This is a genomic window from Phenylobacterium sp. RIFCSPHIGHO2_01_FULL_69_31, assembly GCF_001824475.1.
Taxonomy (GTDB): Bacteria; Pseudomonadota; Alphaproteobacteria; order Caulobacterales; family Caulobacteraceae; genus Phenylobacterium.
The window spans coordinates 1-17062 of sequence record NZ_MHXN01000016.1; the positions used below are offsets into that span (position 1 = coordinate 1).

Annotated in this window: 12 protein-coding genes and 1 pseudogene; 9 read left to right on the forward strand and 4 right to left on the reverse strand. The window is 70.2% G+C overall.

Going from position 1 to position 17062, the window contains the following annotated elements:
• Both A2790_RS11555 and A2790_RS11560 read right to left on the reverse strand, forming a co-directional pair.
• A pseudogene (locus A2790_RS11555) lies at positions 1-214 on the reverse strand (phosphoesterase); the annotation flags it as partial.
• The gene (locus tag A2790_RS11560; protein WP_293391503.1) at positions 211-2784 is read right to left on the reverse strand and encodes a ligase-associated DNA damage response DEXH box helicase; all 2574 of its coding nucleotides are present in this window, start codon (positions 2782-2784) and stop codon (positions 211-213) included. The gene A2790_RS11560 and the pseudogene A2790_RS11555, both read right to left, overlap by 4 nt.
• A gap of 91 nt (positions 2785-2875) precedes the next feature.
• Here A2790_RS11560 and A2790_RS11565 point away from each other — a divergent pair, with 91 nt between their 5' ends.
• From A2790_RS11565 to A2790_RS11580, 4 genes are all read left to right on the forward strand, one after another.
• Positions 2876-3604, forward strand: a complete 729-nt coding sequence (locus tag A2790_RS11565; protein WP_293391506.1) for a glycosyltransferase — start codon at positions 2876-2878, stop codon at positions 3602-3604.
• Between the two features lie 59 nt (positions 3605-3663).
• Entirely contained in the window at positions 3664-4383 is a 720-nt protein-coding gene (locus A2790_RS11570) for a methyltransferase domain-containing protein (RefSeq protein WP_293391508.1), read from the forward strand.
• 5 nt (positions 4384-4388) lie between these two features.
• Complete coding sequence (locus tag A2790_RS11575; RefSeq protein ID WP_293391510.1) at positions 4389-5669, forward strand: hypothetical protein; 1281 nt, start codon at positions 4389-4391, stop codon at positions 5667-5669.
• A gap of 69 nt (positions 5670-5738) precedes the next feature.
• Positions 5739-7556, forward strand: coding sequence for a DUF885 domain-containing protein (locus A2790_RS11580; protein ID WP_293391513.1), 1818 nt, complete (start codon positions 5739-5741; stop codon positions 7554-7556).
• Here the strand turns inward: A2790_RS11580 and A2790_RS11585 are convergent.
• Complete coding sequence (locus A2790_RS11585; RefSeq protein ID WP_293391516.1) at positions 7535-9394, reverse strand: alpha/beta fold hydrolase; 1860 nt, start codon at positions 9392-9394, stop codon at positions 7535-7537. The genes A2790_RS11580 and A2790_RS11585 overlap by 22 nt on opposite strands.
• Positions 9395-9587: 193 nt before the next feature.
• Between A2790_RS11585 and A2790_RS11590 the strand changes: the two genes are divergently transcribed.
• Complete coding sequence (locus A2790_RS11590; RefSeq protein ID WP_293391519.1) at positions 9588-10364, forward strand: PEPxxWA-CTERM sorting domain-containing protein; 777 nt, start codon at positions 9588-9590, stop codon at positions 10362-10364.
• A 54-nt stretch (positions 10365-10418) separates the two neighbouring features.
• On the opposite strand, the gene A2790_RS11595 is transcribed toward A2790_RS11590, so the two are convergent.
• Positions 10419-11690 (reverse strand): cytochrome P450, encoded by a 1272-nt coding sequence (locus tag A2790_RS11595; RefSeq protein ID WP_293391522.1) that lies wholly within the window; start codon positions 11688-11690, stop codon positions 10419-10421.
• A 128-nt stretch (positions 11691-11818) separates the two neighbouring features.
• On the opposite strand from A2790_RS11595, the gene A2790_RS11600 reads away from it, so the two are divergent.
• The 4 genes from A2790_RS11600 (at position 11819) to A2790_RS11615 (ending at position 16663) form a co-directional block, all read left to right on the forward strand.
• Complete coding sequence (locus A2790_RS11600) at positions 11819-13138, forward strand: PA2928 family protein (protein WP_293391524.1); 1320 nt, start codon at positions 11819-11821, stop codon at positions 13136-13138.
• A 99-nt stretch (positions 13139-13237) separates the two neighbouring features.
• Entirely contained in the window at positions 13238-14692 is a 1455-nt protein-coding gene (locus A2790_RS11605; RefSeq protein WP_293391527.1) for an HWE histidine kinase domain-containing protein, read from the forward strand.
• Between the two features lie 90 nt (positions 14693-14782).
• Positions 14783-15775 (forward strand): SDR family NAD(P)-dependent oxidoreductase, encoded by a 993-nt coding sequence (locus A2790_RS11610; protein ID WP_293391530.1) that lies wholly within the window; start codon positions 14783-14785, stop codon positions 15773-15775.
• 72 nt (positions 15776-15847) lie between these two features.
• The gene (locus tag A2790_RS11615; RefSeq protein WP_293391532.1) at positions 15848-16663 is read left to right on the forward strand and encodes a carbonic anhydrase; all 816 of its coding nucleotides are present in this window, start codon (positions 15848-15850) and stop codon (positions 16661-16663) included.
• Positions 16664-17062: the final 399 nt, after the last annotated feature.

Genomic DNA, 17062 nt, shown 5'->3' on the forward strand with positions numbered 1-17062 from the left:
CGCGGGTGTCATAGGGCGGCAGCATCTGGCCGCGCATCGCATAGGACGAGCCCTTTTCCAGGTGCAGGTCCGCCACGATCAGCATGCGTTCGGCGGCCAGCCACAGGGCGCCGGAACAGCGCATCAACAGCTCGACGCCGCGCACCCCGATCGCCAGCCCGCCGCAGTCGCTGGCGGCGAACCGGTAGGCAAAGGGGAGACTGACGTCGTTCACTGCAAAGCCTCTGCAATCAGGTCTTCTTCCGCCTCCGCCAGGATCATCTCGCCGGCCTGGCCGGGCGAGCGCTCCTTGCCGATCTCCAGCAGGATCGGCACCGAGAAGGGGCTGAGGTGGTCCAGCGGCGCATGACGAATCCGACCGCGGATGCGGGCCAGCATGTCGCCCAGCCGCGCTACGTCGATGAGGCCGGTCGCCGCATCCGCCCGCGCACAGCGCAGCAGCAGGTGGTCGGGCTCGTGCCGGCGCAGCACATCGTAGATCAGGTCGGTGGAGAAGGTGATCTGCCGCCCTGTCTTCTGCTGCTCGCCTGGAAACCGCTTCTCGATCAGCCCGGCGATGATGGCGCAGCCCTTGAAGGCGCGCTTCATCATGAAGCTCTCGTGCAGCCAGGCCTCCAGGTCGTCGCCCAGCATGTCCTGCGCGAACAGCTCGTCATAGTCGAGCTGGTCCATCGGGTTCAGCGCCCAGATCGCCATGGCGTAGTCGTTGCAGACGAAGCCCAGCGGCCCGACGCCGAGGCGCTCCAGGCGTTTCGTCAGCAGCATCGCGAGCGTCGTGTGGGCGAGCCGCCCCTCGAAGGGATAGACCACCATGAAGTTGCGTTTGCCGCGCGGGAAGGTCTCCAGCAGCATCTCGTCCTCGCCGACGATCAGCGACCGGTCCTTCTGGGCCCCCAGCCACTCGCGCACATCGGTGGGCAGCACGCTCCAGTGGCTCTCGTCGAACATCAACTGCCGCACACGCTTGGCGAGGTAGGTCGAGAGCGCGAACTTCGACCCGCCCCAGGACGGCATCTTGGGGTCCTTGTGGTTCGCCGGCCGGACCAGGACGTCCAGGTTGGTCACGCCCACCAGCTCCCAGACCTGGCCCGCGAAGACGAAGGTGTCGCCGGGGTCGAGCATCTCCAGCATGCCCTCCTCGACCTCGCCGATCTTGCGGCCGCCACGGTTGCCGCGCATCGCCATCCGCACCGCCAGCACGGCGGGACTGACGATCGCCCCCACGTTCAACCGATGCCGCTGCGCCACGTTCTGGTCCCGGACCTTCCAGCGTCCATTGGGTAGCTGCACGATCCGTCGGAAGCGGTCGTAGGTCTTCAGTGCGTAGCCCCCGGTCGAAACGAAATCGACCACCGCCTCGAAGTCTTCCCAGGGCAGGTCGCGATAGGGGCCCGCCGAGCGCACCTCGTCGTAGAGCGCCAGCATGTCGAAGGGTTCGGACACCGCGCAGCCCATGACGTGCTGAGCCAAGACATCCAACGCCCCCACGCGCGGCGGGTCGCCGTCCAGCTTGTTTTCCGCGATGGCCTCGCGCGCCGCCTGGCACTCCAGCATCTCGAACCGGTTGGCCGGGACGAACAGCGCGCGGCTGGGCTCGTCCAGCCGGTGGTTGGCCCGACCGATCCGCTGCACCATCCGCGAGGCGCCCTTTGGGCTGGCCAGCTGGATCACCAGGTCCACGTCGCCCCAGTCGATGCCGAGATCCAGGGTGGAAGTGCAGACCACCGCCCGCAGCTCCCCCCGCGCCATCGCCGCCTCCACCTTGCGCCGCTGTTCGGCCGCCAGGCTGCCGTGGTGCAGGGCGATGGGCAGGCTGTCCTCGTTCAGCCGCCACAGCTCCTGGAATGCGAACTCGGCCTGGAACCGCGTGTTCACGAACACCAGCGCCGTCCTCGACCGGCGGATGACCTCGTAAACCTCCGCCATAGCGTGCTGCGCGGTGTGCCCGGCCCACGGCACCCGGCCCTCGGAGAGGAGCACGTCCACCACAGGCTCCGCGCCGGCCGGGCCTCGGACCAGGGCGATCGAGGAGGAGCCATGTTGCGCCCCCTCCGTCCCGACGCTGACGCGCCGATCCACCTCCCCCGCTGGCACGGGGGAGGGGGACCGCGGAGCGGTGGAGGGGGCGTTGATCACCTCGACGCTGCGATGCGACGCCATCCAGGCCTTGATCACCTCGGGGTCGTCGACCGTCGCGCTCAACCCCACCCGGCGCATGTTCGGAGCCAGGGTCTGCAGCCGCGCGAGGTCCAGGGCCAGAAGGTCCCCGCGCTTGCTGGCGTGCAGCGTGTGGATCTCGTCCAGGATCACGCAGCGAAGATCTTCGAAATACAGCCGCGCCCCTTCCCAGGCGCACAGCAGCGCCAGCTGCTCCGGGGTGGTCAGCAGGATGTCCGGCGGCTTCACCCGCTGGCGCTGGCGCCGCGCGATCCCGGTGTCGCCGGTCCGGCTCTCGGCGACCACGTCCAGGCCCATCTCCAGGATCGGCGTATTGAGGTTCCGCTCCACGTCCACCGCCAGCGCCTTCAGCGGCGAGATGTAGATCGTGTGCAGCCCGCGGGCGCTGTTCGCCGGCGCCCGCTCCGACAGCTCGATGAGGGTGGGCAGGAACCCGGCCAGGGTCTTGCCCCCGCCAGTGGGTGCGATCAGCAGGGCGTCGCGGCCCTCGCGCCCCTTGGCCACCATCTCCAGCTGGTGCGTGCGCGCCGACCAGCCGCGCCTGGCGAACCAGGCCCGGAACCGTTCCGGCAACAGATCGGCGGGTGGGCCCGCAGTGTCGGCCATTTCCGGGGCTATAGCACGTTCCCGTTCCGTTTCATCCGCCTCGCACGTTGCCGGGTTCCGCCCGGCGCCGGCGCGGTCTAAACGGAATCTCATGCGGATCGCCGTCATCACCCCCTACTTCAAGGAGCCGCTGGAACAGCTGCGCCTTTGCCATGAGAGCGTGGCGGCCCAGACGCAGGCCGACGTGACGCATTTCATGGTTGCGGACGGCCATCCGCGCGCCGAGATCGACAGCTGGCCAGTCCGCCACCTGACGCTGCCCTGGAACCATGGCGACTACGGCGACACGCCGCGGGCGGTGGCGGCGATGAGCGCCTCGTCCCAGGGCTTCGACGCCATCGCCTTCCTCGACGCCGACAACTGGTACGATCCGGACCACCTCGCCACCTTGGTGCGCCTGCAGGCCGAGACCAAGGCCCATATCGTCACGGCGACCCGCCGCCTCATCCGGCCCGACGGCAGCGTCCTGGCCGTCTGCAAGCAGTCCAATGGCGTCGACTTCTGCGACATGAACTGCTTCTTCATCACGCGCCCTGCGTTTGCCGCTATCGGGGCCTGGGCGTTCAAGGATCCGCGCGCATCGATCGTCGACGACTATGTGCTGTGGGGCCTCATCCGGAACTCCAACGCGAAGCTGGCGCACTCGGCCGAGCCCACGGTGAACTACCGGACCATGTGGGCCATGACCTACATCGAACACGGCGAAGAGCCGCCGCCCGGCTCCCGCTGCATGCTGCGGTCTCCGGACGAGCCGTACCCCAAGATGTTCGACTACTGGACCGCCCGGCGGATGCACGAAGCTGGGCTTGAGCTGACCTGATGCCTGGCCGCCGCCCGGGCGGTCTCGCTTAAGGCCGCTGGGCTCGCTAAATGAGGCCGATGCGTTTCAGTCTCGCCTTCCTGGCTGCGGCCCTGCTGACCGCGTGTTCGCCGACGCCGGAGAGCCGGACCGCCCAGGCCGCCGCCCGCGCCGAAGGCGGGTTCCCACTTCCCGACCGCCCCGTCGCCGGCATCGTGGCGCCCGAGTGGTCATCCGGCCCGGACCGGGATGCGGCCGACGAGTCCGGCCAACTGATCCGCGGCCTCGAGATCGCGCCCGGCATGCGCGTGGCCGATATCGGAGCCGGCTCGGGTTACCATACGCTGCGGCTCTCGCCGGCCGTGGGGCCCACGGGGATCGTCTACGCCGAGGATATCGTCGAGGCCTATATCTCCGGCCTGCGGCGCGAGGCCGAGCGCCGCAAGCTGACCAACATCCGGATCGTTGTGGGCACGCCGGACGATCCCAAGCTGCCGGCGAAGTCCATCGACCGGGCCGTGCTGGTCCACATGTACCACGAGGTCGAGAACCCCTACGCGCTGCTGTGGAACCTCGCGGGCGCGCTCAAGCCGGGTGCGCGGGTGGGTGTGATCGACCTCGACCGCGCCACCGCTTCGCACGGCATGCCGCCGGCCCTGTTGAAGTGCGAGTTCGAGGCGGTGGGTTATCGCCAGCTCTCCTCGGCCCCCATGGCCGGTGGCGTCGGCTACCTGGCGATCTTCGAGGCCCCGGTGACCCGGCCGAAGCCAGCCGACATCAGGGCCTGCAAGGCGCCCTGACACCAATGTGCGACACCCTGGCCAGCCCCGCATCGTCCACCGCCAGGGGCGCCGCGCTCTTCGCCAAGAACAGCGACCGCGAGCGGAACGAGGCCCAGGTCCTCGAGGTCCGCCCGGCGCGGGAGGGCGCGGCGGGGCGGCCCTTGCGGGTCACCTACATCTCAATCCCGGATGTCGAGCACGCCCATGCGTGCCTGCTCAGCCGCCCGTTCTGGATGTGGGGCGCCGAGATGGGCGCCAACGAACACGGCGTGGTCATCGGCAACGAGGCCCTGCATGCGAAAACCCCGGCCCAGCGCCGGCGCGCCCTGATCGGGATGGATCTGGTGCGCCTGGGCCTGGAACGTGGCGCGACGGCCGCCGAGGCCCGCGACGTGATCATCGAGCTGCTGGAGCGTCATGGCCAGGGCGGCGACTGCGGCCACCTTGGCAGGTTCTACTACAACAACGGCTTCATCATCGCCGACCCGGCTGAAGCCTTTGTCCTGGAGACCGCCGGCCGGGAGTGGGTGTGGCGCCGGGTCGCCTCGCATCGCGCCCTGTCGAACGCCTATTCGATCGGCGCCGACTACGACGCGGTCAGCCCAGGGCTCCGGCGGGCCGAGCGCTACGATGTCGGCGCGGCGCTGATCGACGAGGCGCGGGACGCGGTCAGTTTCGGGCGGGGTCGCTGCGCCCGGGGGCAGGCGCTGCTGGATCGCGCTGCGCCTCATCTCACGCCCGCCGGCATGATGGCGATCCTGCGCGACCACGGCGAAGCGCAGGACTGGACGCCAGCCAACACACGGGCTCGCACCCTCTGCATGCACGCCAGCAGCGGACCGCGTCGCAGCCAATCGGTAGCCTCGATGGTGAGCGAGCTTCGGCCGGGCCGCGCCGTCCATTGGCTGACCGGTACGTCCGCTCCTTGCACGAGCCTCTTCAAACCCTTCGTCTTCGGCGCGGCGCCGCCGCTGTTCGGGGCGCCGCCCACCGACCGGGCGGACCCGGATTCGCGCTGGTGGCGGCACGAGCGTCTGCACCGCGCCATGCTGGCCGACTTCACTCCGGCGCTCGCGGCCATCGCCGCCGAACGGGACGCCCTCGAGGCCAGCTTCCAGGCGCGCATGGACCGGGCCTTCGATGCGGGCGACCTCGACGCCGCCATCGCCAGCTGCTGGGTCGAGGCGGATGCGGCGGAGGCGCGCTGGCGGACGAACCTCCCGCAACCGGCGCGGAGCGAGGCCATTCCTGCCTACCGCCGCAGCTGGGCGCGGCTGAACCATGTGGCCGGCTGGGTAGATTGAGGAAAATTCACTTCGGCCCGCGGCGGAGCGGGCCTAAGCCTCCCGTCACGCGACATTCTGGGGGGTTACATGTTCCGCACCGTCTGCTCCGTCCTGGCGCTGAGCGTCGCCACGCTGGCCGCGCCCGCGGTCGCCCAGCCCGCGCCGGCGCCGGCGGCCCAGGCCCAATCCGAGGACGCGCGCCTCGCCGCCTTCTTCCAGGCCAGCTTCCTGGAGGCCGCGCGGCTCAGCCCCGAGACGCTGACCCAGCTCGGGATGAAGGAGCGCTACGGCGAACTCGGCGACTACACCGAGGCCGGCCAGAAGAAAGCCCTGGCCGTCGCCGAGGCCCAGCTGGCCCGCATGAAGCGGGAGTTCGACCGCGCCAAGCTCTCGCCGGCTTCGCAGCTCTCCTACGATCTCTTCGAACGCAACGTGGCCACCCAGCGGATGTTCGCCAAGTGGTACTGGCAGAACTACGCGGTGTCCTCGAACGGCAGCGCCCTCGACGGCCTGCCGGTCATGCTGGTCAATACCCATCGGGTGGACAGCGTCGCCGACGCCGAGGCGTACGTGGCGCGCCTGAAGGCCATCGAGCGGGTGGCGGGCGAGGTCTCCGACGACATCGACCAGCGCACGGCCAAGGGTTTCCTCCCCCCGGCCTTCGTGTTCGGCCGGGTGATCCCGGACGCGCAGAACCAGCTCAAGGGCGCGCCCTTCGACGCCGGTCCCGACCACGCACTCTGGGCCGACTTCAAGAGCAAGGTCGCCGCGCTGAAGGCGGACGAGGCCGCCAAGGCGCGCCTGCTCGCCGAGGGCGAGGCAGCGCTTAAGGGGCAATGGAAGCGCGGCTACGAACGCTACCTAGTCGCCCTGGCCGCCATGCAGAAAAAGGCCACGAGCGTGAACGGCGTCTGGGCCCTGCCGCAGGGCGAGGCGTTCTACGCCGACCAGGTGGCCTTCTTCACGACGACGAACCTCACCCCCGACCAGATCCACCAGACCGGCCTGGCCGAGGTGGCCCGCATCCGCGCCGAGATGGACCTCATCCGGCAGAAGGTCGGCTTCAAAGGGACGCTGGATGAGTTCTTCACCTTCGTGAAGACGGATCCCAAGACCCACTATCCCAACACCGCCGAAGGCAAGCAGCAGTACCTGGCCGACGCCAAGAAGATCATCGCCGACTACATGGCCGTGGCGGATCGGCAGTTCTCGACCTTGCCCAAGCAGGCGCTGGAGGTCCGCGCGGTCGAGCCGTTCCGCGAGAAGACCGCCTCGACCGCCTTCTACAATCCGGGCACGCCGGACGGCTCACGGCCGGGGATCTTCTACGTGAACCTCGCGGATATGACCCAGGTCCAGAAGGTGCAGCTTCCGGCCATCGCCTACCACGAGGGCGCGCCGGGCCATCACTTCCAGATCGCGCGGAGCCAGGAACAGACCGACCTACCGATGTTCCGTAGGCTTGCCTACTACGGCGCCTACACGGAGGGCTGGGGCCTCTACGCCGAGAAGTTGGGCAAGGAAGCCGGCTTCTACCAGGACCCCTACGACGACTTCGGCCGCCTCAGCCTGGAGATCTGGCGGGCCGCCCGCCTGGTGCTGGACACCGGCATCCACGCCAAGCGCTGGAACCGCGATCAGGCGATCGCGTACATGACCGCCAACACGCTGAGCTCGGACCTCGATATCGCCCGCGAGATCGACCGCTATTTCACCAGCCCGGGCCAGGCCACCAGCTACAAGGTGGGCCAGCTCCGGATCTCCGAACTGCGCGCCAAGGCTGAGAAGGCGTTGGGGCCGAAGTTCGACGTGAAGGCCTTCCACGAGGCGATCCTGGCCGCCGGCGCCCTGCCGCTCGACGTGCTGGAGACCCGCGTGGACGCCTATATCGCCGGGGCCAGGTAGGGCTCGCCCGCGATCAGCGCCCCGAGCTGGTCCGGGTGGGTGAACTGGGCCAGCACGCCGGCGCCATCCAGCGTGTGGAAGCTGGCTCCGGGCAACGCCAGCCACGGATCGCGGGGCGGCTCGTCGCCGAGGGCTCCGGTGTGGACCAGGGTCCAGGGCCCGCCGGCCCCGACCTGCGGCACGCGCCAGCCCTGCGCATAGACCGCATGCTCGGCGGCGTAGCCGGCGCTCGTATGGGCGAACTGGGCCTGGATGTCGCGCACCAGCTGGGCCCGCACCGCCCGGTCGGCCAGCGCCCCTCGGTCGGCGGGAATGGCGCCCAGGGTCTCGTGCAGGGCCGCCTCCAGGAAGTCGCTGCGCGTGCGCCGGCGGATCAGCTCTCCCAGCCCCGAGATCAGGTGCGGCTGGTCCAGGAGCATCCGGGTCATCCGCTTCACCGGGCCGCTACGGTGGTCCGGCGACAGGCCGCGAGGCGAGCGGGGGTTCAGCAACACGCCGCGCCATATCCGTCCTGGATGGGCGGCCGCAAACGCCAGGGCCGCGGCGGTTCCCCCGTCGCGGGCGAACAAGGCCACTTCGCGAAGGCCAAGCGCCGTAACCAGGGCTTCGAGGTCGTCCGCGGCCTCCGCGAGATAGTCGCCGCCCGCCGGCGATGTGAGGCCGAAGCCTGGGCGTTGGGGCACGATCGGGCGCAGGCCGCGGGCCTGCAGGGCGGCGGCCAGCCGGGGGGGCAGGCTGCGGCCGGCCGTGAAGCCATGGAAGACGACCGCGGGCCGTCCGGCCGCCGGGCCATAGTCCAGGAACGCCAGTCGCCGTCCGCCAGGCCGGGGCATCAGGCGCAGGCTCGCCGGCGGGTCCCCGGAGGTGAACACGGGCTCCGCCACCGCCACCAGCCCGGAGAGGGCTCCGGCCTCGGCGACAAGCCGCGCCAAGTCCTTGGCCCGGGGCGCGCCGGTCTTGGCCAGGACGGACTTGGCATAGGTGCGCACGGTCTCCGGCTGCAAGCCCAGCGCCTGGGCCGCCTCGCGCTGGGTGGCGCCTCCGGCCAGCGCCAGCGCGACTCCCGCTTCGGCCTGGGTCAGTCCAAGCGCTTCGCTGAGCCGGTCGGGCGTCATGGGCGGCGCCTCGTGCACCGCGCTCATCACTTCCGCCAGCGCGCGCACCACATCGCCCGAACGGGCCGCGCCGGTCTTCGCCATGACCCGGGCCAGGACGTCGCGGGCGGTGGCGTGGCCGATGCCGGCCTGGGCGGCGGCGATCTCGAGCGTGGGCGCAAACAGGAATGCCTCCGCCAGGCGGGCTTCGATGGGCGTCAGCCCGAACGCTGCAGATGCCCGGCCGGCAAGCTCGCCCGACCGCGACGGGGCGAACACCAGCGCCACCACGGCGCCGGGCCGGGCCAGGGCCGCCCGTGCGGTGTCGGAGCTCACCCAGCGCGCCGCGCCCGGCCCGCGGCCCATCCAGGCGGTCAGGGGCGCGCCGTCGGCGGCTTCGAGGAGGCCCAGCGCCGAACCGGTGCGGCGTGCGCGCTCGGCCAGCCGCCGCAGGTCGGGGATGGCCCCGGGGTCGGGAAAGGCCTGGGCGAATGCCGTGTCGGCTGCGGCTACGGTGTTGCGCGCACTCAGCACCGCGATCGCGAGCGCCTCCTCGGGCACCAGCGCCGCGGCCCCGAAATCGAAGCCTTCGTCCGCCTCGGTATGCAGCAGCTCGTCCACCAGGCGCGAGGCCTCGCAGCTTCCCTGGCCGCTGCGGCCCCAGGCCCGCCGCAACAGCTGAGCCGGGGACGACAGCGAAGACGCGGGATCGGCGCGGCGCAACCGAACGGACTCCGTACTCACCCGACCTCCCGATAAACGCCCAATTCCGTTCAGGTTTCGGGTCTGCGCCGCTAAGGGCGGCCTAAGGATCGTCCTTTATGGATCGTGAATTTTCGACGCCGGACCACAAAAAGGGGGCGGCGCGGCAAAGCTCGGCCGACCTACCCCTACAAGCCTGAGCGCCAGACAGGCGCTGGTTAATGGAGTGGGGAAAATGAAGAAGATTGGCTTGGGGGTGACGGCGTTCGCCGCCGCGGTGTTGATGTCCGGCACGGCCGGTGCGGCGACGTCGCCGGTGTTCGAGAGCGACTACGGCGCGGCCGTCGTTGGCGGCGATGACCAGACGGCCGGCGGCTCCCTGCCGTTCGCGTTCTCGTTCTTCGGGCAGACCTATACGACGTTCGACGCCTCGACGAACGGCTTCGTCAGCCTCGGCGGCGGCAATGGTTCGGGCTGCTGCAACGGCAGCGTCGGCGACTTCCTGAACGGCGCGGCGCGGATCGCTCCGGAATGGTTCGACATCGTCGGCACGGTCTATCTGAACACCGCCGTCGCTGACCGCGCGGTCTTCACCTGGGTCGGCAGCGAATACGGCGGCGGCGGAGCCTACGCGGCCCAGGCCCAGCTGTTCGCCAATGGCAACATCATCTTCGGCTACAGCGGGGACAGCATCCCGAACAGCCACACGACCCTGACCGGCATCAGCGCCGGCGGCGGTCTCGCCGATCCCGGTGAGACCGAGCTGACGGGGGCGGCGTTCTCGACCGGCGCGAACCGGGCGGTCTACGACGTGGCTGCCGCGAACACCTTCGATCTCAACGGCCGCAACGTCTATTTCACGGCCAATAGCCAGGGCGGCTACACGGTCAGCAACGATCCCATCGCCGGCGTTCCCGAACCCGCGACCTGGGCCCTGATGCTGTCCGGCTTCTTCGGCGCGGGGGCGACCCTCCGGAGCCGTCGCGCACGCCAGCGCCTCATCGAGGCCTGACGTCGGCGCCGCCGAGGGCCACCCCGTGCAACCGGCCCTCGGCGGCCAGCCGACCTAGTTCCGCTTCGGGATCACGACCGGCAGGGTCTCGTAGCCCTTCACGAAGGTCGAGAACGAGCGCTTCGGCTCGCCGACCACCGTCACTTCCGGGAAGCGCTTCAGAATCTCTTCCCAGATGATGGTGAGCTGCAGCTCGGCCAGCCGGTTGCCCACGCAGCGGTGGATGCCGAAGCCGAACGAGATGTGCTGCCGCGGACGTTCGCGGTCGATGATGTAGTCGTTGGGCCGCTCGATCACGGTCTCGTCGCGGTTGCCCGAGACGTACCACATGACCACCTTGTCACCGGCCCGGATGGTCTTGCCCTGGAATTCCACGTCCTCGACGGCCGTGCGCCGCATGTGGGCGAGCGGCGTCTGCCAGCGGATGGTCTCCGAGACCATCGACGGGATCAGGTCCGGATTGGCCCGCAGCTTGGCGTACTGGTCCGGGTTCTGGTTCAGGGCCAGGATCGAGCCGGAAATCGTGTTCCGGGTCGTGTCGTTGCCGCCCACCGTCAGCAGCACCACGTTCCCGAAGTACTCGCGCGGCTCCATGGTCCGCGTCGCCGGATGATGCGCCAGCATCGAGATCAGGTCGCCGGTCGGCGGGGCGTTGACCTTCTCGTTCCAGAGGCCGGTGAAATAGGCGTGGTATTCGCTGAATATCCCCATCTTCTGCTCGATGGATTCCACCAGCCCACCCGGCGTCGGCACCGCGGTGACCACGTCGGACCAGTAGGTGATCTGGCGGCGATCCTTCTGCGGCGCGCCGAACAGCGTCGCCAGCGTCATGGCCGTCAGCTCCTTCGACACCAGGTCGACCCAGTCGAACTCCTCGCCGATCGGGAGGCCGTCCAGGATGGCGCCCGCCCGCGCGCGGATCTCAGGCGCCATGGCCGCCAGCGCCGGGGGCGCCACCGCGGGGCTGACCGCCTTGCGCTGGATGTCGTGCTTGGGCGGGTCCATGGCGATGAACATCGGCAGGGGGTCCATGTTGGCCTGGCCGCCGGCGATGGTGATGCCGCCCTTCATGAAGTCCGACGAGAACCGGTTGTGGTCCGTGTCGATCGCCATGATGTCGTTGTACTTGGTGATCGACCAGTACGGACCGAACTCGTGCTCGGCCGTGTAGTGCACGGGATCCTCGGCCCGCAGCCGCTCGAAATAGGGCCACATGGCGTCGGCCTGAAACAGCTCTGGCCGCGCCGGGTTCAGCTTGTCCAGGGGCAGCGCGTAGGCCTCGGCCCGCGCCTGTTCCCGATTCATCAGCGCATTGCCGTCGGCCATGGTTTCTCCTCCCTCGTGTTCGCGACAGTGAACGCCGATCAGTCACGTTTGGCTAGGGCCGACGATCAGGAGCGCGCTTGTCGCTCGCCTCGCGCCGTGGTCCGTTTCGACCCTCGAGGGAGGGGGCGATGTCCGAGCCGATCGTGCAGACCTGGCGGCGGCGCAATCTTCTGAAGCGCCTGCCACGGCTGCTCGGCCTGTTGGCGATTCCGGCGGTCATCGCGGCGGTCGTCTGGGTCATGATCGCCAGCCGCGGCCTTGTTCCGAGCGTGGCGGACGTCCAGGCCGAGCCGGTGCGGGCGGTCACCCCGGCCGGCGACCGGGTGTTCCTCATGACCAGCCAGTGGCGCACGTACCGGTCCTACGCCAGCCGCTCCGGGGTCAGCTACACCCGCCTCTTCATCGACGTCTGGGGTTTCGACGCCGCCACGGCCAAGCCGGTCTGGCGTCAGCGGATCGTGGACGAGCGCCGGGGCGTCAACATGGGCCGGCGGATCCTGGGCGTGCAAGACGGGGTGCTCTGGCTGTTCGACGGCCGGCAGTTGCTGGGCCTCTCGCCTGCGGACGGCGCCAGGGTCGCCGACAACGCCGCCTTCGAGTCCGCCAACCCGGCCCTCCAGGGCGTCATGCCGACGGAGGAGCGCTACATCCGCTTCGACCCGCAGGGCCTGTCCTTCACCGCCGCCGACGGGCGGGACTGGCGGCTGACGGGGCAGGGCGTCGCCACCCGCCCCGCCGGTCCAAGGCTCGATACCGACGCCCAGCGTGCGCCGCCACGGCCTGGGGTGAGCCTCCCGGCGAACACCGCCGGCGGCGTCGGGACCTGGGCCTTCTACACGCGCGGCCTCAACATCGGCGGGCGGATGTGGCTGGGCCTGCTGGCCGAACCCGAGGTCGCGGACTTCCGGGACAAGGGCGTCATCGGGGGCGTGGATCCCGAGCGCCATCCGCGCATGCGGGTCTGGTCGGCGAAGATCGGCAGCAGATCCACCTTCTTCGGTCCCCGGCCGACCTTCAGCGACTTCAGGCCCTTGCCCGAGAGCCCGGAATTTCTGATCCCGGGCCTGCTGGAGGACAATCGCTGCTGCCATGACACGCCGATCCTGCTGTTCAAGCCGGACAGTGTGCTGGTGCTGCACCGCGACCGGTTGGGCGACCAGGGCCGGCTGCGCCTGACCCGCGTCTCCGGACCGCGCGGCAAGCCACTCTGGACGGCCGATCTCCCGCTCCAGGCGCTGGAGGCGGTGATGCCTGGCGAGGGGGCGCTTGTGCTGCTTGGCCGTCGCGACGAGCCGCCTCTGTTCCCGCGCCGCTTCGAGACCCCGCGCCCGGAGAGCGTGGACCAGCTGGTGACCGTCGACGTCGCCACCGGCGCCGTCGGCGCCTATGGATTCCGCATCCCGCCCACGCCCCCTCACCAGCTTCCGCCGTCCTCCACGACCCCTTGATCGGGAAGCTTGGCTTGGGCGGCCACGCCGCATGGCGCGGGACGGGCGGCCGATGTAGGTTCCGGGCTTCCCCAACCGGCGTTCGATACCTTGTCAGACTTGCGCTCTGAGCATTCGGCGGGCCTCGACGAGGCGCAGACCGATCCGCCACCTCCCCCGCCCGCGCCGGGGTCGGGCGTGTTAACCGCGCTCACCCAGGCGCCGCTGGGCGTGGCAATCTTCGACCGCGAGATGCGCTACCTGGCCGCCTCCAGCCGGTTCCTCACCGACCAGGGCCTGCCGGGCGATACGCCGTTGATCGGCCGCCGCCACTACGATGTGTTCCCGGAGGTGCCGCAGCACTGGCGCGATCTTCACGCCCGCGCCCTGCGCGATGGCGAGGCGTTCAGCCATGACGCCGACCCCTTCACCGGCAAGGATGGCTGCGTCGACTGGATCCGCTGGTCGCTGAAGCCCTGGCGCACCGACGATGGCCAGGTCGGCGGCCTGGTGCTCTACACCGAGGTGGTCACCGACAGCGTCGAAGCGCGCCTGCGCCTCGAGGGGGCGGAGAGCCGCTATCGGGCGGTGTTCGACCAGGCCGCCGTCGGGGTGGCCCGTGTCTCGACCGAGGGGCGCTTCCTGGAGGTCAACGACCGCTTCTGCGCCATCACCCGCTACGACCGGGCCGGCCTGCTCGAGCGCCGGTTCCAGGACATCACCCACCCCGACGACGTGGCGCCCGACCAGGTCCAGGCGGGGGAGCTGCTGGCCGGGCGGATCCGGACCTACACCCGCGAGAAGCGGTACGTGACCCAGCCGGGCGACCCGGTGTGGGTGAACCTCACCGTGTCCCTGGTCCACAAGGCCGATGGCGCGCCGGACTACTTCGTCACCGTCATCGAGGACATCACGGCGCGCAAGCAGGCCGAGGCCGAGCAGCAGCGCTATCAGGCCCAGCTGCGCCTGATGATCAACGAGCTGAACCACCGGGTGAAGAACACCCTGGCCACCGTGCAGTCGATGGCCGCCCAGGCGCTGCGCGCCGGCGCCGATCCCGCCACCGCCTACGATCGTTTCGAGTCCCGGCTGATGGGGCTGGCCGAGGTGCACGACGTCCTCACCCGCGAGAGCTGGCATGGCGCCGACCTGGAGGAGGTGGTCCAGCGGGCGCTGCGGCCCTTCGCGGCCGCCGGGTCCAGTCAGGTGCGCCTCGAGGGACCGGCCGTCTGGCTGCAGCCGCGCGCGGCGCTCGCAATGGCCCTGGTTCTGCACGAACTCGCCACCAACGCCGTGAAGTATGGCGCCCTGTCCTCCGCGGCGGGGCGCGTCACCTTGGCCTGGACCTTCGACCCGCCGGCCGAGCGCCTGCGGATGACCTGGACCGAGGCCGGCGGCCCGGCCGTTCGACCGCCCACCCGCCGCGGCTTCGGCTCACGCCTGATCGAACGCGCCCTGCGCAGCGAGCTGCAGGGCCGCGCCGACATGACCTATGACCCGGCCGGCCTCGTCTGCCTGATGGACGCCCAGCTTCCCAAGCGCGAGGGCATGCTGAACCTGCTGGACGGGATCTGAGGCGGCGATCGCGGGAAAGGCCTCCCCCTTGCCTCTGCCGCGGCGTCAGCGCCTACCCTCCCGGCAAACAAGCGATCGGGAGAGACGGCCATGAAGGACTTCGCCGGCAAATTCGCCGTGGTGACGGGCGGCGGCACGGGCATGGGGCGCGAGCTTGCCCGCCAGCTGATCGCCGAAGGCTGCAGCGTGGCGATGTGCGACGTCTCGGACCGCAACATGCAGGAGACCATCGCCCTTTGTACGGCGGACGGGGTTCCGCAGGGCGCCCGGATCACCGCCCATGTGGCCGACGTGTCGGACGAGGCGGCCCTGGTCCGCTTCCGCGACGAGGCGATGGCTGCGCACGAGATGGACCGGCTGCACCTCCTGTTCAACAACGCCGGCATCGGCGGCGGCGGCTCCATGGTCGTCGACGACCGGGCCGAGTGGGAGCGCACGTTTAATGTCTGCTGGGGCGGGGTCTATTACGGCGTCAGGACGTTCCTGCCGGCGCTGATGGCCGCCGACGAGGCGCACATCGTCAACACCTCGTCCGTGAACGGCTTCTGGGCCAGCCTGGGCCCGCACGTCTCGCACACCGCCTACGCCGCGGCGAAGTTCGCGGTGAAGGGCTTCACCGAGGCCCTGATCACCGACCTGCGCCTGAACGCCCCGCACGTGAAGTGCTCGGTCGTCATGCCCGGCCACATCGGCACCGCGATCGCGGGCAACAGCCGTAAGGTGATCCGCGGCACCGAGGACGACACCCTGTCGCCGGAGGAGCTGGCCCGCGCCCGCCAGCGGATCGGCCGCATGGGCATGGACGCCGACGCGATACCCGACTCGGCGATCCAGGCGATGATGGCCGAGCAGGCGCGGCGGTTCCTGGAAGACGCCCCGATGACCGCGGTGGCGGCCGCGACCGTCATCCTGGACGGCGTCAAGGCCGAGCGCTGGCGCATCCTGGTAGGCGACGACGCGCACAGGATGGACGCTCTCGTCCGCGCCGATCCCGAGAACGCCTATGAGCCGGCATTCTTCGAGGTCCTGGCCAAGGAGGTCGGCTGGCAGCTCAACGGCATCGCCTCAAACGCGCGCGACTGAGGCGGTCCAAACCGCATCTTAGGACTTCCATGCTCTGATCCCGCCGCTCGAACTCCGATCCGGGGGGATCCAATGCCCGACCTTCACCGCCGCCGCCTGGTCGCCGCCCTCGGCGCGGGCCTCTGCGTCGCCGTTCCCGCCATCGCCCTCGCCGAGGGCGGGGCGGAGCACGCGCCCGCGCCGAAGCCGCGCCCCAAGGCCAAGCCCAAGGCGGCCGCGCCGGCGCCTGCGGCGGATCCGCACGCCGCCGTCTCCGGCCATGCCGCAGGCCCGCCCTCGGTCCCGCCCGAGGAGGCTCTCGCCCGGCTGATGAACGGCAACGCCCGTTACGTGGACGGCTACGCCGCCCACCCGCATGGCGACCGTCCCCGCCGCCTCGAGGTGGCGACCGGCCAGCGCCCCTTCGCCACCATCCTGGCCTGCGCCGACAGCCGGGTCGCGCCCGAGCTGATCTTCGACCAGGGCCTGGGCGACCTGTTCGTCATCCGGGTGGCCGGCAACGTCGTCGACGACGCCGTCCTGGCGTCGATCGAATATTCGGTGATCCACCTGGGCTCGACCCTGATCATGGCCCTGGGCCACGAGCGCTGCGGCGCCGTGAAGGCCACCGTGGACGCCCTGGCCGGACGGGGATCGCCGGAGGACCGCGACACCCGAATCGGCGCGCTGGCCGCGCTGATCACGCCCGCGGTCCGTGCGGTGCCCGCGGGAACCGCCGACCCGGTCGAGGCCGCCGTCAGCCTCAACGCCGCACACGCGGCAGCCGAGGTGTTCGCAGGCTCGCGCCCGCTGCGCACCCGCGTGCTGGCGGGCCAGCTCAAGATCGTGGCCGCCCGCTACGACCTGGACGACGGTCGGGTCACGCCGACGGCGACCCAGAAAGCCTGACGGAACCCGGCTCGGACCGGGCTCGGCAAAAAATCGGCTTCCGCATGCCCGGCGTCCCCCAATTGGGGGATGGCGGGCGTCCCTGGCTTCGGCATCCTAGTGGCTTAGGGTGCTGAATGGGGTTGCGTTCCAATGTCTGGAAACACGGAGTCTTATGTCGCCATCGATGTGGCTGCAGATGGCCGCACGGTCCTGGATACCTTTAACGCTCCGCACGATACGGCCGCGTCCCGCCGCGCCTTGTCTGCGGCCGAGGGCGTGGCGGTCTCGCTGTGGCGCGGCGCACAGCTGATCGGGCGATGGCGCCGCTCGGCGGACCGAACGTTCAGGCGGGCGCCGGCGGAGGATTGACGTCGCCAATGCGCGAATTTGCGACGCCAGGTTGAAATAGACGAGTAA

Coding starts and splice junctions, on each gene's coding strand:
- A2790_RS11560 (WP_293391503.1), bottom strand. CDS start 2,784: ATGGCCGACACTGCGGGCCCACCCGCCGATCTGTTGCCGGAACGGTTC.
- A2790_RS11565 (WP_293391506.1), top strand. CDS start 2,876: ATGCGGATCGCCGTCATCACCCCCTACTTCAAGGAGCCGCTGGAACAG.
- A2790_RS11615 (WP_293391532.1), top strand. CDS start 15,848: ATGCCCGACCTTCACCGCCGCCGCCTGGTCGCCGCCCTCGGCGCGGGC.
- A2790_RS11595 (WP_293391522.1), bottom strand. CDS start 11,690: ATGGCCGACGGCAATGCGCTGATGAATCGGGAACAGGCGCGGGCCGAG.
- A2790_RS11590 (WP_293391519.1), top strand. CDS start 9,588: ATGAAGAAGATTGGCTTGGGGGTGACGGCGTTCGCCGCCGCGGTGTTG.
- A2790_RS11575 (WP_293391510.1), top strand. CDS start 4,389: ATGTGCGACACCCTGGCCAGCCCCGCATCGTCCACCGCCAGGGGCGCC.
- A2790_RS11600 (WP_293391524.1), top strand. CDS start 11,819: ATGTCCGAGCCGATCGTGCAGACCTGGCGGCGGCGCAATCTTCTGAAG.
- A2790_RS11580 (WP_293391513.1), top strand. CDS start 5,739: ATGTTCCGCACCGTCTGCTCCGTCCTGGCGCTGAGCGTCGCCACGCTG.
- A2790_RS11610 (WP_293391530.1), top strand. CDS start 14,783: ATGAAGGACTTCGCCGGCAAATTCGCCGTGGTGACGGGCGGCGGCACG.
- A2790_RS11570 (WP_293391508.1), top strand. CDS start 3,664: ATGCGTTTCAGTCTCGCCTTCCTGGCTGCGGCCCTGCTGACCGCGTGT.